Origin of the sequence: Amycolatopsis echigonensis, assembly GCF_014174495.1 — a bacterium.
Taxonomy (GTDB): domain Bacteria; phylum Actinomycetota; class Actinomycetes; order Mycobacteriales; family Pseudonocardiaceae; genus Amycolatopsis; species Amycolatopsis echigonensis.
This window is the reverse complement of record NZ_JACJHR010000002.1, coordinates 202,893-217,851: the sequence shown is the minus strand read 5'-3', so window position 1 is coordinate 217,851 and position 14,959 is coordinate 202,893. Positions and strand designations below refer to the sequence as shown.

General features: G+C 69.4%; 13 protein-coding genes and 1 tRNA gene. 6 read left to right on the top strand and 8 right to left on the bottom strand.

Annotation, left to right across the window (positions count from 1 at the left end; translation table 11 throughout):
* Positions 1-5: 5 nt before the first annotated feature.
* Positions 6-917: an NADP-dependent oxidoreductase gene (locus H5411_RS02570; protein ID WP_101436677.1), complete on the top strand. Its 912-nt coding sequence runs from the start codon at positions 6-8 to the stop codon at positions 915-917.
* On the opposite strand, the gene H5411_RS02565 is transcribed toward H5411_RS02570, so the two are convergent.
* The gene (locus tag H5411_RS02565) at positions 914-2,230 is read right to left on the bottom strand and encodes an FAD-dependent oxidoreductase (protein WP_183122856.1); all 1,317 of its coding nucleotides are present in this window, start codon (positions 2,228-2,230) and stop codon (positions 914-916) included. The two genes, H5411_RS02570 and H5411_RS02565, sit on opposite strands and share 4 nt — an antisense overlap.
* A gap of 111 nt (positions 2,231-2,341) precedes the next feature.
* Between H5411_RS02565 and H5411_RS02560 the strand changes: the two genes are divergently transcribed.
* From H5411_RS02560 to H5411_RS48815, 4 genes are all read left to right on the top strand, one after another.
* Positions 2,342-2,986: an aminodeoxychorismate/anthranilate synthase component II gene (locus tag H5411_RS02560; RefSeq protein WP_101436675.1), complete on the top strand. Its 645-nt coding sequence runs from the start codon at positions 2,342-2,344 to the stop codon at positions 2,984-2,986.
* A 14-nt stretch (positions 2,987-3,000) separates the two neighbouring features.
* Positions 3,001-3,804 carry an ABC transporter ATP-binding protein gene (locus H5411_RS02555; protein WP_183122855.1) on the top strand — a complete coding sequence of 268 codons (804 nt, stop codon included), beginning with the start codon at positions 3,001-3,003 and terminating at the stop codon, positions 3,802-3,804.
* The gene (locus H5411_RS02550) at positions 3,792-4,436 is read left to right on the top strand and encodes a hypothetical protein (RefSeq protein ID WP_183122831.1); all 645 of its coding nucleotides are present in this window, start codon (positions 3,792-3,794) and stop codon (positions 4,434-4,436) included. Before H5411_RS02555 ends, H5411_RS02550 begins: the two co-directional genes overlap by 13 nt.
* A gap of 304 nt (positions 4,437-4,740) precedes the next feature.
* A complete protein-coding gene (locus tag H5411_RS48815) occupies positions 4,741-5,070 on the top strand; it encodes an effector-associated constant component EACC1 (protein WP_101436672.1) in 330 nt (109 codons plus the stop codon).
* A 61-nt stretch (positions 5,071-5,131) separates the two neighbouring features.
* Here the strand turns inward: H5411_RS48815 and pknB are convergent, their stop codons facing one another.
* From pknB to H5411_RS49740, 7 genes are all read right to left on the bottom strand, one after another.
* Entirely contained in the window at positions 5,132-7,120 is a 1,989-nt protein-coding gene (pknB, locus tag H5411_RS02540; protein WP_183122854.1) for a Stk1 family PASTA domain-containing Ser/Thr kinase, read from the bottom strand.
* A complete protein-coding gene (locus tag H5411_RS02535; RefSeq protein ID WP_183122830.1) occupies positions 7,117-8,364 on the bottom strand; it encodes a serine/threonine-protein kinase in 1,248 nt (415 codons plus the stop codon). The genes pknB and H5411_RS02535 overlap by 4 nt, the downstream gene beginning before the upstream one ends.
* A 3-nt stretch (positions 8,365-8,367) precedes the next feature.
* Complete coding sequence (locus H5411_RS02530) at positions 8,368-9,831, bottom strand: peptidoglycan D,D-transpeptidase FtsI family protein (protein WP_183122829.1); 1,464 nt, start codon at positions 9,829-9,831, stop codon at positions 8,368-8,370.
* On the bottom strand, positions 9,828-11,315 hold the full coding sequence (locus H5411_RS02525) for an FtsW/RodA/SpoVE family cell cycle protein (protein ID WP_183122828.1): 1,488 nt from the start codon (positions 11,313-11,315) through the stop codon (positions 9,828-9,830). Before H5411_RS02525 ends, H5411_RS02530 begins: the two co-directional genes overlap by 4 nt.
* On the bottom strand, positions 11,315-12,691 hold the full coding sequence (locus H5411_RS02520; RefSeq protein WP_183122827.1) for a PP2C family protein-serine/threonine phosphatase: 1,377 nt from the start codon (positions 12,689-12,691) through the stop codon (positions 11,315-11,317). The genes H5411_RS02525 and H5411_RS02520 overlap by 1 nt, the downstream gene beginning before the upstream one ends.
* Positions 12,688-13,149 (bottom strand): FHA domain-containing protein FhaB/FipA, encoded by a 462-nt coding sequence (locus H5411_RS02515; RefSeq protein ID WP_101436667.1) that lies wholly within the window; start codon positions 13,147-13,149, stop codon positions 12,688-12,690. The genes H5411_RS02520 and H5411_RS02515 overlap by 4 nt, the downstream gene beginning before the upstream one ends.
* Positions 13,150-13,251: 102 nt before the next feature.
* A complete protein-coding gene (locus tag H5411_RS49740; RefSeq protein ID WP_183122826.1) occupies positions 13,252-14,481 on the bottom strand; it encodes a DUF3662 and FHA domain-containing protein in 1,230 nt (409 codons plus the stop codon).
* A 130-nt stretch (positions 14,482-14,611) separates the two neighbouring features.
* On the opposite strand from H5411_RS49740, the gene H5411_RS02505 reads away from it, so the two are divergent.
* Positions 14,612-14,694 (top strand) — tRNA-Leu (locus tag H5411_RS02505).
* Positions 14,695-14,959: the final 265 nt, after the last annotated feature.

Below are 14,959 nucleotides of genomic sequence, written 5' to 3'. Positions count from 1 at the left end.
GAAGCATGAAAGCCGTCCAGTTTTCCCAGTATGGCCCGCCGAGCGTCGTGCACGTCGCCGATGTCGCCGAACCGCATGCCGGACCCGGTGAGATTCGCATTTCCGTGCGCGCGTCCGGCTTCTCCGCGGGCGAAACGAGCATCCGATCCGGTGCGCGAAAGGGCTTGGTGCCGGTGGAGTTCCCGTACCGGACCGGGTACGACGCCGCCGGCGTGGTGGACGAGGTCGGCGACGGGGTCGACGGGGTCGAGCTTGGTGCACCCGTCTTCGGCATGACCGCGGCGGATCGGCGAGGGGCCAACGCCGAGTACGCCGTTCTTGTCCACTGGGCGGCCAAACCGGCTTCGTGGAGCTGGGCCGAGGCGGGCGGGGCCGCGGGTGCGGTCGAAACCGCCACCCGGGTGCTCGATCAGCTCCCTGGCGGAACGATCCTGGTGCACGGCGCGGCGGGGAGCGTCGGCACGGTCGCCATCCAGCTGGCAGTAGCCCGCGGTGCCACGGTGATCGGCACCGCCAGCCCGCACAACCACGATTTCCTGCGCTCGCTCGGTGCCGAGCCGACGACTTACGGTCCCGGCCTTGTCGACCGAGTCCGCGCCCTGGCCAGCGTTGACGCCGTCTTCGACTGCGCTGGGGGAGCACTGCCGGACCTGATCGAGCTCACCGGAGATCCGGCTCGCGTCGTGACGATCGCTGATCCCACTGCGGCACAGCATGGCGTGCACTTCTCACACGGTGCCGCGATACCCGGCGCTGACCCGCTGGCGGTACACGGCCTTGGCGATGCGGTGAAACTCGCCGGGGAAGGCCGTCTGCGGATTCCCGTCGCAGCGACCTTCCCGCTCAGCGAAGCCGCGGCCGCGCACGAACTGAGCGAAAGCCGGCATGCCCGCGGGAAGATCGTGTACGTGAACTAAGCGCGCGAAACCCGCACCATCTCGTCCCGCTCCACGACCTTCACCCGCTCGCGTCCCTCGGCCTCGCCGAGCGACTTCTCGTGCGCGTCGAGCATGCCCCACCCTTCCCAGGTGGTGAACGCGATACCGCGTGCGGAAAGGAACTCCAGGATCGCGTCCGGCGACGAATGCCGCGGCGCGGCGAGAGTATCCGCGTCCGCCAGCAGGTTCGCGACCGTCTCGGCCGCGTCGCCCTTCGTGTGCCCGATCAGGCCGACCGGGCCGCGCTTGATCCAGCCGGTCACGTACACGCCGGGGACCTGGTTCTCGTCCAGGTCCAGCACGCGGCCGCCCTGGTTCGGGATCACGCCCGCGGTGTGGTCGAACGGGATTTCCGGCAGATGCGACGAGAGGTACCCGACCGCGCGGTACACCGCCTGCACGTCCCAGTCGTGGAACTCGCCGGTGCCGACGACCTTGCCGTCGCGGTACTCGGTGCGTTCGGTGCGCAGGCCGACCACCTTGCCGTCCTCGCCGAGCACCTCGACCGGCGAATGGAAGAAGTGCAGGTGCAGCCGGCGCGGACGGGTGCCCTCGTCGCGAATCGCCCATTCCTGCAGGGTCTTCACGACCATGTCGGTCTGCTTGGACGAGCGCAGTTCGGCGACGCTCGCCTCGTCGAACTCCATGTCCTCGGGGTGCACGATCACCTCGACGTTCGGCGAATGGTCGAGTTCGCGCAGTTCCAGCGGCGAGAACTTCGCCTGCGCCGGGCCGCGACGGCCGAACACGTGCACGTCGGTGACCGGGCTGGCCTTGAGGCACTCGTACACGTTCGCCGGGATGTCGGTCGGCAGCAGTTCGTCGGCGGTCTTGGCGAGCATGCGCGCCACGTCCAGCGCGACGTTGCCGACGCCGAGCACCGCGACCGACGACGCGGTGAGCGGCCAGGTGCGCGGCACGTCCGGGTGGCCGTCGTACCAGGACACGAAGTCGGCGGCGCCGTGGCTGCCCTCGAGGTCGATGCCGGGGAGGTCGAGCGCGCGGTCGGCCATCGCGCCGGTCGCGAAGATGACCGCGTCGTAGAACTCGCGCAGGTCGTCCAGCTTCAGGTCGGTGCCGTAGTCGACGTTGCCGAGCAGCCGGATGTTCGGCCGGTCGAGCACCTTGTGCAGGGCGTTGACGATGCCCTTGATGCGCGGGTGGTCGGGCGCGACGCCATAACGGATCAGCCCGAACGGCGCTGGCATGCGCTCGAACAGGTCGATCTCGACGCTCGCGTCGGACTTGTCCAGCAGGTCGGCGGCGTAGATGCCGGCGGGGCCGGCGCCCACCACGGCGACACGAAGGATTCGGCTCACCCGCTCCACGGTAAGTTAGGTGATCCTAACAATCACTGTGATCTGGCGTACGGTCCACCAGGTGGGAGCCGCTAAGCTGGCGGCATGCGCGTTCTCGTCGTCGACAACTACGACAGCTTCGTCTACAACCTCGTCCAGTACCTGGCGCAGCTCGGCGCCGACTGCACGGTGTGGCGCAACGACGTCGTCGATCTCGAGCGCGTGCCGGAGTTCGACGCGGTGCTCGTCTCCCCGGGGCCTGGTACGCCGGAACGCGCAGGTCAGAGCATTGAAGTGATCGCGAAATGCGCCGAGACGCGCACGCCGATGCTGGGCGTGTGCCTCGGCCACCAGGCGCTGGGCGTGCACTTCGGAGCCACCGTCGACCGGGCGGACGAACTGCTGCACGGCAAGACCAGCCAGGTGCGGCACACCGGCTCCGGCATCCTCGCCGGGCTGCCGGAGGAGTTCACCGCCACTCGGTATCACTCGCTCACCGTGTTGCCGGACACCATCGACCCGGCCGTCTTCGAGGTCACCGGGACCACCGAGAGCGGCATCGTGATGGGCATGCGGCACCGCGAACTGCCGCTGGAGGGCGTGCAGTTCCACCCGGAATCCGTGCTCACCGAATGCGGTCACCGGATGCTGGCGAACTGGATGGCGTCGGCGGGCCACCCGGTCGACCCGACCGTCGTCGACGACCTGGAGCGGGCCACCCGCGCCTTGCAGAAGGCCGCGGCTGCGTGACCGCGCCGGCTCCGCTGATCCGGCTCAGCGGAGTCGGAAAACGGTACGGAAGCGGCGAACCCGTCCTGACCCACATCGATTTCGAGGTGCCCGCCGGGCGGGTCGTCGGCATTCTCGGCGCCAACGGATCGGGCAAATCGACGCTGCTCCGGATCCTCGCCGGAGTGTCGCGCGCGTCGTACGGCGAGATCACCGGGATGCCTGCGGTCGGCTATCTTCCGGACCGGTTTCCCGGCGGCCAGCGGCTGAGTGCACGCGCTTACCTGCGGCATCTCGCGCGGATCCGCGGGCTGGCTGACCTGTCCGGGATCGATCCGCTGCTGAAGCGGCTCGCGCTGGTCGGCAGTCCGGACGCGCAATTGCGCACGCTGTCGAAGGGCAACGCGCAGAAGGTCGGCCTGGCCCAAGCCGTGCTGGTGCGGCCGGATCTGCTGATCCTCGACGAACCGTGGTCCGGCCTCGACGTCGGCACGCACACAGTGCTCGGCGAACTGGTCGCGGAAACCCGCGCACGCGGTGCGAGCGTCGTGTTCACCGACCACCGGCCGGACGTCGTGCGCGAACATGCCGACGAGGTGTACCGGCTCGAAGCCGGCCGGGTCGCGCCGCTGGAAACGCATCCGGAACGCAAGCGGATCACGCTGCTGCCGGTGGCGTCGAGCGTCGACAACTGGTCCGCCGAACCAGGCGTGCACGCGGTCGCGGACCAGGCAGGCGGCGTCGTCCTGACCGTCGACGCCGAACACGCCGACGCCGTGCTGCTGCGCGCGCTGTCCGGCGGCTGGTCGGTTCGGGAGGTGGCGCCGTGCTCGCAGTGAGCCGCTATTACCTGGCGCTGCTGGGACATTCGCAACGGTATTTGCCGGCCGGGCTCGCGTACCTCGCGTTGTGCTCAATCCTTTACGCAGACCCGAGTTCGCCAGTGCTTCCGCTGTACGGCGTGAGCGGCGCGGGGGTTCTCGTACTCGGCTGCTGGCTCACGATCGCCTTGCTGGACATCGAAGATCCGGTGCAACGGCTGATCACCCTCAACCACGCCGGCGGCAACCGCAAAACCATCGGCGGCGCGGTGCTGACGGTCTTCGGGTGCACTTTGCTGTGCACGTTGGCGACCGTCGCGTGGGCCGCGACGCATCGGAATCAGCTGCACTGGCAGATCGTCAGCGCCGGGCTGGTGACGCATTTGGCGTGCGCTCTGGTCGGCATCGCGATCGGCTTGCCATGCTCGCGGCTGCTGGTGTCGCGCATCGGCTGGACGGTGCTCGCCGCGGTCCTCGTCCTCGGCGTGGTGCTGCTGGGAAAGTGGGTCCCGGTAGTGCATCCGCTGCTGGAAGCGCTGATGAGCGGCTCCCCGTACGGCGGCCCGCTCGCGCTGGCGACAGGCACGTCGGTGGCGTTGCTGGCGGCGAGCATGACGGTGGTGGGCGCGGTCTCGACGCGCCGGTCGTGAATTCTCGCCAGCACGAACGAGTCCGGTTTGTTCGCGAAGCAGTCCATAGCCTGGTGGATTCACTGGCGGAATATTCCTTTCTCGGTTCGACCCGGCTCGGACCAGACAGCGAATGCGGCGATTCCCGATAACTTGCCCCTCGACCTGGTCATCTGCGTATCCGCGCTGGTCAAGCAGTATTCCCGGCGAAAGCAGACCTAGTGTTCTGCAAATTGCATTCGGCAAATGCCGATGTGGGGGTTCCGGTTTCGGCAGCGATTCGGCTACCCTCGCGCCGTCTGTAAGGCCCTCGAGGGGAGCATCCGTGACGGCAGGGATCGCCGCGATCACCGTGGACGGCTCCGCGGACGAGTTGCAGCACCTGGTTTCCTGGCTCGGCGCCGAGGACGAACTGGCCGGCCGCGTGCGGCTCGCCGGGCCGGGCAGCGGGGTTGTCGTGATGGTGAGCAGCCGGTCCGCCGGAACCTTCTGCCGGTCGCTCTTCGGCTGGTTGCGCGGGCACCGCGACGGACGGCGGGTGTCGCTCACCGTGAAACGCTCCGGGGCCGTCGAAGAGCTGGACGTCGAGTGCGGCGGCGGCCACGACGTAGACGAGGTGCTCGCCAGCGTGCGGAGTTTCCTCGACCAAGACTGATCGGCCGGCGCGAAAAAGGGCCCGCACGGTGCGCACCGTGCGGGCCCTCCTTACGAGCGGATCAGGGGTTGTTGTGGATCCCGCCCGGCGGGAAGATCCCGCCGCTGGAGCTCGACGTCGGCGAGCCGCCGCTGCCGTCGTCCTCCTGAATGGTCAGAATGACCGTCTGATTCGGGCTGATCTGGCTGCCCGCGGGCGGGTTCTGCTTCACCACGGTGTTCGGCTGGGCGCTGCCGCCGTGCGTCGTCTGCGGCTGGATGGTGCCCGACCAGCCGAGGCTCTGCAGCGTCCGGGTCGCCTGGTCCTGGGTCTGCCCGGTCAGGTCCGGCATCGTGATCTGCTGCGGGCCGGACGACACGGTCAGCTTCACCGTGCTGTTCGGGGGCAGGTTGCCGCCGTTGGGCTGCTGGTCGATGACCTGGTTCTTCGGCTTGTCCGAGGCCTGGTCGGTGCGCTTGACCTGGAAACCGGCGTTCTGCAGCGTCTGCTTCGCCGTCTCGTAGTCTTGGCCGACCGTGTTCGGCACCTCCTTCTGCGTGACGCCCGACCCGACGACGATGTCCACCGGCGTGCCTTCGGTGGCCGAGGAGTTCGCGGTCGGATTCTGCGACACGACCTTGCCGACGTCGCTCGGGTTGTCGACGGTCCGCGTCGTCGTGTTGCCGAGTTTCAGCTTGGCCTGGTCGAGCGCCGCTTTGGCGTCGTCCGGCGACTTGCCGCTCAGGTCCGGCACGGTGGTCTTGCCCGGCTGCGCGCCGATGGTGAGGGTGATCGTGGACGTGGTCGGCACCGTCGCGCCGACCTGCGGGTCGATCGCGATGACCTTGCCGATCTGGTCCTCGGTGCAGGTCTGGCCGCCGGGGTTGGTCGCCTCCGGGCCGCACACCACGGTCTTGTTCGGCGCGAACGACGAGAAGCCCGCCTGCTGCAGCGTGGACTTCGCCTGCACCACCGGCTGATTGACCACCGGCGGGATCTGGGCGTCCTTGTTGGTGTCGCGGAACGATCCGGACAGCCACACGATGAGCAGCGCGACGCCCGCCAGGAGCAGCGCGGCGATCAACCCGAAGATGATCCGGCGGCGGCGCTTGGCCCGCGGGTCCTCTTCCGGCTCGTCGGGGTACTCGTCGTAGGCGACCGGCTGGCGGCGGTCGGCGTTCATCACCTGGGTGCGCTCGTCGTCCGACATCACCATCGGGGCCGACGGGCGCTGCCCGGACAGCGTGCGGACCAGGTCCGAGCGCATTTCGGCGGCCGACTGGTACCGGTTCGCCGGGCCCTTGGCCAGCGCCTTCAGCACGACCGCGTCCAGCTCCGGCGACACCGCCGGGTTCACCGACGACGGCGGGTTCGGGTCCTCCCGCACGTGCTGGTACGCCACCGCGACCGGGGAATCGCCGGTGAACGGCGGCTCTCCGGTGATCAGTTCGTACAGCACGCAGCCCGCCGCGTAGACGTCCGACCGGGCGTCCACCGATTCGCCGCGAGCCTGCTCCGGCGAGAGGTACTGGGCGGTGCCGATGACGGCCGCGGTCTGCGTCATCGCCGACTGGCCGTCGTGCATGGCGCGCGCGATGCCGAAGTCCATCACCTTGACGGCGCCGTTCTTCGTGATCATCACGTTCGCCGGCTTCACGTCGCGGTGCACGATGCCGTGCCGGTGCGAGAAGTCGAGCGCGGCGCAGACGTCGGCCATGACCTCCATCGCGCGCTTCTGCGACAGCGGGCCCTCGGTCTTGACGATGTCGCGCAGCGTCCGGCCTTCGACGTACTCCATGACGATGTACGGCAGCGGTCCGACGTCGGTGTTCGCCTCGCCGGTGTCGTACACGGCGACGATCGCGGGATGGTTCAGCGCGGCGGCGTTCTGCGCCTCGCGCCGGAACCGCTCCTGGAACTGCGGATCGCGGGCGAGGTCCGCGCGCAGGACCTTGATCGCGACTTCCCGGCCCAGCCGCACGTCGTGCCCGTGGTGGACCTCGGACATACCTCCGTACCCGAGCGTGTCGCCCAGCTCGTACCGATTGGAGAGCAGTCTGGGTGTCGTCATCGCTTCGTGCCGTTCCATTCCGTCCAAGGTGTGGTCATCATGCCTTGCAGGCTCTGGGCCTCGCTCGTACCGGCCGGGGTGGCTGAGGTCGGTCCGCTCCCGCTGTCCACGCTTCGCGGCGGTCCGCCGTTGCCGGCCGACACCACTCTCGCGATCAAGAACGCCACGGCCACCAGGACCACGACGACGACCACCGCGAGCAGCACCCACCAGCCCCACTGGTTCCGCCTCGGCGGCGGGACCGGCGGTACTGGCGGACCCGGCGGAGCCGAGAGCGGCCGGAACGCGGGGTTGGAGCTGGGCCCGATCGGCGCGCCGGTCCCCGCCTGCGGCACTGGGGGCGGAACCGGCGGCGCTGGCGGTGCCTGGCCCGCCGCGTAGGCGGCGTTGACCAGGCCGAGCGGGGTGGGCAGCGGGCGTCCGGCGCGGACCGCGGCGATCGCGCCGGCGAACTCGCCGCCGCTGGCGTAGCGCTGCCGGGGGTCCTTCACCAGCGTCGCCTCGATCACCGCCCGCGCGCCCGGCGGGACGTCCGGCGGCAGCGGCGGCGGGACGTCGCGGATGTGCATCATCGCGACCGTCACCGCGTTCTCGGACAGGAACGGCCGGTGCCCGGCGAGGCATTCGTACCCGCACACCGCGAGCGAATAGACGTCGCTGGCGGGTTCCGCGTCCTGGCCGAGCGCCTGCTCCGGCGCGATGTAGTGCGCCGTGCCCATGACCATGCCGGACCGGGTGACCGGCGCCGCGTCGGCGGCCTTGGCCACGCCGAAGTCGGTGATCTTCACCTTGCCCGCGGGGGTGACCAGGATGTTGCCCGGTTTCACGTCGCGGTGCACCAAGCCCTGTTCGTGCGCGGCCTGCAGCGCGGTGCCCGCCTGCTCGAGCAGGTCGAGCGTGTAGTCCGCGGTGAGCCGCCCGTGCTTGGCGAGGATGCCCGCCAGCGGGTCGCCCTCCACGTACTCCATCACCAGGTACGCGATGGACAGGTCCTCGTTGACCGTCTCGCCGTAGTCGTGCACCGCGGCGATCCCGGCGTGGTTGAGCGAGGCGGTCATCCGTGCCTCGGTCCGGAACCGGTGCAGGAATTCGGCGTCGCCGGACAGTTCGGCCTTCAGCACCTTCACCGCGACGATCCGGTCGAGCCGGGTGTCGCTCGCCTGCCAGACCTCGCCCATCCCGCCGACGGCGATCCGGTTCGTCAGCTTGTAGCGCTCGGCCAGCAGCTGACCCGAGGACAGCATCGGCTATCCACCCCCGAGCCGGGCGGCGATGGCGGCGCGGCCGATCTCGGCGGCCACCGTGCCGCCGGTCGCGGCGAGACCGCGGTTGCCGCCGTTCTCGACGATGACCGAAACGGCGATCTGCGGGTTGTCCGACGGCGCGAACGCGGTGTACCACGCGTGCGGCGCGGTGTTCTTGGAGTCGGCGCCGTGCTCGGCGGTACCGGTCTTCGACGCGATCTTCAGTGCGTCGTTCTTGCCGCCGCCCTTGGTGAAGGACTCCGACGCGATCATCATGTCGGTGAGGATCTTGTCGTTCTCCGGCGACAGCGCGGCCTTGCCGGTGAGCGGCTCCGGGTCGACGTCCTCGATCGTCGACAGGTCCGGGGCCAGGATCGACTGGATCAGCTGCGGTTTCATCGCGGTGCCGCCGTTGGCGACGGTCGCCGACAGCAGACAGTCCTGCAGCGGGGTGAGCCGGACGTCGCGCTGGCCGATGCCGCTCTGGTAGAGCGCGCCCGGCGAGTCGAGCGCGCCGACGGTCGAGCCGACGACCCGCATCGGCACGGTCAGGTCGGTCTGCCCGATGCCGAAGTTGGCCGCGGCCGCCTTCATCTTGTCGGCGCCGAGCTGGCCCGCGAACGTCGCGAACGGGACGTTGCACGAATGCGCCAGCGCGTCCTTGAACGTGTTGCCGGGGCAGGTTTCGCCGGCGTAGTTCTCCAGCGTCGTGTTCGTGCCCGGAAGCTGCACGTTCGGTGCGGTGCTGACCTGGGTGTCCGGGCCGATGCCGCTCTCCAGCGCCGCGGTGGCGGTGACGATCTTGAACGTCGACCCCGGCGGGTAGTTCTCCGAGATCGCCCGGTTCAGCATCGGGTTCTTCGGGTCCTTGGCGTAGGCCTCCCAGGCCTTGTTCTGGTCGGTGCCGTGCGTCGCCAGCTGGTTCGGGTCGTACGACGGGGTCGAGACCATCGCGAGGATGCGGCCGGTCTTCGGCTCCATCGCGACCACCGCGCCGGTGTAGCCGCGCTGCGTCATCAGGTCGTAGGCGGCCTTCTGCACCTTCGGGTCGATGGTGAGCTTCACGTTGCCGCCGCGCGGATCGCGGCCGGTGACCATGTCCGACAGCCGCCGGACGAACAGCCGCGGGTCCGACCCGTTCAGCACGTCGTCCTCGGTCCGCTCGAGCCCGCCGGCACCGTAGTTGATCGAATAGTACCCGGTGACCGGGGCGTACATCGGGCCGTCGGCGTAGGTGCGGAAGAACTTGAACTTGTCGGTCGAGGGCTTCACGCCGGCCAGCACGGTGCCGTCCGGCGTGACGATTTGGCCGCGCTGACGGGAGTACTCGTCGTAGAGCACGCGCTGGTTGCGCGGATCGGTGCGGTACGTGTCGGCCTTGATGACCTGGACGTAGGTGTCGTTGGCCAGCAGCAGCACGATCATCACGAGCATCGCCATGCCGACCTTGCGCAGGGGGGCGTTCACGCGGTCCTCCCGTTCGGGTCGCCTTCGGCTGGCGGACGCCGCACCATCACGGTGTGCGCCTCGGCGATCGGAGCCTGCGGCTGCTGAGGCTTCGGCCGGGTGGCCGGCCTGCGCGCCGCGTCCGAAATCCGCAGCATCAGGGCGACCAGGATGTAGTTCGCCAGCAGCGAAGAGCCGCCGTAGGACAGGAAGGGCGCGGTCACGCCGGTTTCCGGGATGAGCGCGGTGACGCCGCCGACGACCACGAAAATCTGGATCACGATGGTGAAGGCGAGCCCGCCGCCGAGCAGTTTGCCGAACGTGTCGCGCACGGCCAGCGCGCTGCGCATGCCGCGCATCGCGAGCAGCATGTACAGCATCAGCACCGCGGCCAGCCCGATGAAGCCGAGCTCCTCGCCGATCGCGGCGGTGATGAAGTCGGTGCTCGCGGCGGGCGGGATGTCCGGGCGGCCCGCGCCGAGCCCGGTGCCGCCGACGCCGCCGGTGCCGAGCCCGAACAGGCCCTGCGCGAGCTGGTAGCTGCCGCCCAGCACGTCATAGCGCGGGCCGAGCGGGTCGGTCCAGTTCTCCACGCGCTGCTGGACGTGGCCGAACAGGTTGTAGGCGATGAGGCAGCCGCCGACGAAGAACGTCAGCCCGACGACGACCCAGATCGCGCGCTCGGTCGCGACGTAGAGCATCACCAGGATGATGCTGAAATACAGCAGCGACGTGCCGAGGTCCTTCTCGAACACGAGCACGCCGATCGCGACGGCGGCGGCGATCAGGATCGGGCCCAGGTCGCGTGCGCGGGGGAGTTCGACGCCGAGGAACTTCTTGCCCGCCACCATGAACAAGTCGCGTTTGGACACCAGGAACGACGCGAAGAACACCATCAGCAGCAGCTTCGCGAACTCGCCCGGCTGGATCGAGAAGAACGGCAGCTTCAGCCACACCTTCGCGCCGCCCGCCTCGGACAGGCTGGCGGGCAGCACCGCGGGCAGCGCGAGCGCGCCGAGCCCGATCAGGCCGCAGATGTAGCTGTAGCGGGTCAGCGTGCGGTGGTCGTTGACCACCACCAGCACCACCACGAACAGCACCAGCGAAACCGCGGTGAACAGCAGCTGCTTGGTGATTTCCGGCGAGTAGTCCTTGCCGCGCTGCAACGCGGACTCGGCCTTCGCCAGATCGAGCCGGTGAATCATCACCAGCCCGATCCCGTTCAGCAGCGCGACGCACGGCAGCAGCACCGGGTCGGCGTACGGGGCCCATCGGCGCACGGCGAGGTGCGTCGTGGCGAGGACGCCGAGGTACGCGAGCCCCACCCACAGGATCGAGAGCGTCAGCTCCTGCTCCTGGTTGGCCTCGACGATGACCAGGGCAAGGGTGACGATGCCCGCGGCGAACGCCAGCAGCGCGAGCTCCGTGCCCCTGCGCTTGGGGAGGTCTCGCGGCGGGTTCGTGGCGAACTGGGCGGACGTCGGGTCGGCCAACGGCTGGCCCATCAGTTACCGCCCCCCGTCGGCGGCGTACCCGCCGTCGAGCAGTCCCTCCCCGCAGGCTGGTTCGCCGACGAAGGCGTGCCGCCCGGCGGCGCCACGCTGGACGAGGGCGCGCCCGACGGCGGGACGCCCGAAGAATTGGCCGGTTTGCAGTCCGACAGCTTCTTCTTGAGACGCAGGAAATCGTCGATGTACTTGCGCGCGTCGTCGAGGCTTTCGCGCTTCACGCCGTTCTGCACCGCGATCCGCGCGTCCTCCTGCAACGCGCTGACGCGGAGCTTGTCGGTGCACAACTGTCCCGGCGGGCACGAGCCCTGCTCGAGCGAGTGCAGGTCGATGCCGAGGATGCTGCCCGGGACGCCGCGGTAGATCACGACCTCCTGATCGGGGCCTTCTCCGACGTAGTACTGGCTGAGCACGAAGTATCGAGTCGCGATCGCGGCGGCGCCCAGCACGATCAGCACCACGACCGCCCCCACGAGCCAGCGGAACCGTTTCCGCCGTTTCGCCTTGGGGTCTTCCTGCGGGGCCTGCGGTTCCTGTCGGGGCGCAGGCGGCGGCTGAGTCAGCGCGCGCGCCCGGGCCGCCGGGGAATCGCCCTGATGCATCTCGTCGCTGCCGTCGCCCGCGGCTCCGCCCACGATCGGGGCGTCGTCGCCGAAATCGACGTCGACCACGTCGGCGATGATGACGGTCACGTTGTCCGTGCCGCCGCCCTTGAGCGCCAGCTCGATCATCCGGTCGGCGCATTCCTGCGGATCCGGGATCTGCACGGCCTCGGCGAGCGTCTCGTCGCTGACCATTCCGGACAAACCGTCGGAGCAGATCAGGTACCGGTCACCGGGACGCGCCTCGCGCACGGTCAGGCTGGGCTCGACCTCGTGTCCGGTGAGCGCCTTGAGCAGCAGCGACCGCTGCGGGTGCACCGCCGCCTCTTCCGGCGTGATGCGGCCTTGTTCGAGCAGTTCGTTGACGAAACTGTCGTCGCGGGTGATCTGGGCGAATTGGCCGCCGCGCATCAGATACGCGCGCGAGTCGCCGACGTGGACCAGACCAAGCCGGTTTCCCGCGAACAGGACCGCGGTGAGCGTGGTGCCCATGCCGTCCAGATCGGGGTCCTGGGACACCAGTTCGGCGATCGCCGCGTTGCCGTTCTGGACGGCTTCGCGAAGCTGAGCGAGCAGGTCGTCGCCCGGCTCGTCGTCGTCGAGCGGGGCGAGCGAGGCGATGACGACCTTGCTGGCCACCTCACCTGCGGCGTGCCCGCCCATGCCGTCGGCGAGCGCGAGGAGGCGCGGGCCGGCGTAGACGGAGTCCTGGTTGTTGGAACGCACCAGGCCCCGGTCGCTGCGGGCCGCGTAGCGGAGGACGAGAGTCATGGGCGAAGCTCGATCACCGTCTTGCCGATCCGGATGGGGACTCCGAGCGGGACCCGGAGGGGTGCAGTGACCTTAGCCCGGTCGAGGTAGGTCCCGTTCGTCGAGCCCAGATCTTCCACGTACCAGTCCTCCCCGCGCAGCGCGATCCGGGCGTGCCGGGTCGATGCGTAGTCGTCGTCGAGCACCAGCGTCGAGTCGTCGGCGCGGCCGATGAGGATCGGCCGCCCGTCGAGCGCGATGCGGGTGCCCGCGAGGGCCCCGTGCGTGACGAGCAGTTGCTGCGGGGTCTTGCTGCCCCGCGGCTTCTTCTCTTTGCTCCGGCGGAAGGACGGCACCTGGACCCGGAGGCCCGAGGCGGCGTAGAGGTCCGAGCGCACGACTCGGAGCGCGGCGAACACGAAGAGCCAGAGCAGCACGAGAAAGCCCACTCTGGTGAGTTGAACGACCAGCTCTGGCACTTGTTGTGTCCGCTCCCGCCTGTGCCTGCAAGCCGCGGCGCCACGCACGCCGCGGTTCCCCCCGCAAGACAATTCTGCGGGAACCCTGTGGACGGTCTGCGCTCAGCCCTGGGTTCGGAACACCAGGGACGAATGACCCACCCGGATCACGTCGCCGTCGGCGAGCTGCCACGTCTGCACCGGGGTGCCGTTGACCGTGGTCCCGTTGGTCGACCCGATGTCGGCGAGCGTCGCGCTCTGCCCGTCCCAGGTGATCTCCAGGTGCCGCCGCGAAACGCCGGTGTCCGGGAGGCGGAAGTCGGCGTCCTGCCCGCGGCCGACGACGTTGCCGCCCTGCTTCAGCGAGTAGGTGCGGTTGGAGCCGTCGTCCAGCTGGAGGCTCGCCTGAAGCTGACGGCCCGCGGCCGGAGCACCCTGCTGCGCGTACGGGTCCTGGCCGTACCCCGCCTGCGGCTGGCCGCCGTACTGGTCGTACCCGCCCTGCTGGCCGTAACCCTGGTCGTAACCGGCCTGCGGCGGCTGGCCGTAGCCCTGGTCGTAACCGGCCTGCGGCGGCTGCCCGTAGCCCTGGTCGTACCCGGCCTGCGGAGCCTGGCCGCCATAGCCCTGGTCGTAGCCGCCCTGCGGGGCCTGGCCGTAACCCTGGTGGTCGTAGCCCGGCTGCGGAGCCTGGCCGCCATAGCCCTGGTCGTACCCGCCGTGCGGGGCCTGGCCGCCGTACTGGTCGTAGCCCGGCTGCGCGCCGTAGCCCTGGTCGTAGCCCTGCTGCGGCTGACCGCCATAACCCTGGTCGTACCCGGGCTGCTGGCCACCCTGCTGTCCGTAGCCGTACTGGCCGTGCTGGCCGTACGGGTCACCCTGGTCGTGTTGGCCGTAGCCGGGGGGCTGGCTCATTGGTGGGTCTCCTGCGTTGCTGGGTCGTGCCGACCGTGACGGCCCTTCCCCCGCAGCGGCGCGGGCGTCGGGATCGACGGACGAACGGGTCTTGAACTGTCCAGTATGCAGCGCCTCGTTGCGCTCGAGTGATACGACGACGTCACCATAGGTGTCCCAGCCCTGCGCGGCGAGGTGTTCCGCCACCGCCCTCGCGAGAACCCCGGTGACCCGCTGCTCATCGCCGGCCATGCGATCGTGGTCAGCCGCCCCCAAAGACACGATGTAGTGATTCGGGGCGAGCTGCCGACCGCCTGCCAGCTCACGAACGTTCTCCTCGCCTTCCCTCTCGAGCGCAACCGCCACTTCCTGTGTGACGACGTTGCCGCCGAACATGCGCGCGAAAGTATTCCCCACCAGGTTCTCGAGTCGCCTGTCGAAGCGCTCAACGCGACCCACCGGGGACGACCTCCTCACACGTGTGCTTCCGCATCGATCCTATCCGGGGGAGGAAGGGTTGGGCATGCCCCCGGTGAAACCCGTCAGAAGGCCCTGCTAAGCTTTGCTGGCTGCCTCAAGGAAGCAACTCGGGCGAGTGGCGGAATGGCAGACGCGCACGGTTCAGGTCCGTGTGTCCGAAAGGACGTGAGGGTTCAACTCCCTCCTCGCCCACCGTGGTCAGGCCCCCAGTCGTTTGTGCGACTGGGGGCCTTTTCCGTTTGTCGGTCGTTCCTTCGCCCCGGGGGGTCGAGCCCCGGACTCCCGCGCTGCCATTGGCTGCGGTTGGCCGGGGGCTGGGTTGGGTGTGGGCCAGGGCACAGTTTCGAGGCCTGGGGGATGCGCGCGGATGTCCGGGTTCGCGGTGTTGTGGGGATCGGGTTGGTTCTCGGTCGCAGTGCATGCGCGACGACGCACCGGTATCGCATGACGCCTTCTT